The 338-nt window shown below is 31.1% G+C and carries 1 protein-coding gene; it reads right to left on the reverse strand.

Annotated features, from left to right (window positions below):
* Positions 1 to 3: 3 nt before the first annotated feature.
* Positions 4 to 338 (reverse strand): HAD hydrolase family protein (locus WKU26_RS12740; protein ID WP_340322327.1); only part of this gene is annotated, 335 nt, incomplete at its 5' end.

The following is a 338-nucleotide window of genomic DNA, read 5'->3' on the forward strand; positions in this document are numbered from 1 at the left end:
TGTTTAGTAATTAATAATATTATTTATAAATTCTCTTACACACCCATCTCCACCTTTTAATTTCATTATATTTATGGTATGTATGTCTTTTATCTTTTCATGAGCATCTGCTGGACATCCGGCATAACCGACTGCTTCAAGTAGTTCTTGACAATTAATATCATCACCAATATATGCAACTTCTTCTAATGTAATTCCTAATTGTTGACAAATTTCTTGTGCAGCAGCTAGTTTCCCTCCGTTTTTTTTTCCTTGGATTAAGAAATCAAGTTTTAATTTTTTAGCTCTGTTCTCTACAATTTTAGTATTTTCAGACGTGATGATTCCTGTTTTCAGAC

The organism is Phocaeicola sp. HCN-40430, assembly GCF_037890285.1.
Lineage (GTDB): Bacteria > Bacteroidota > Bacteroidia > Bacteroidales > Bacteroidaceae > Phocaeicola > Phocaeicola acetigenes.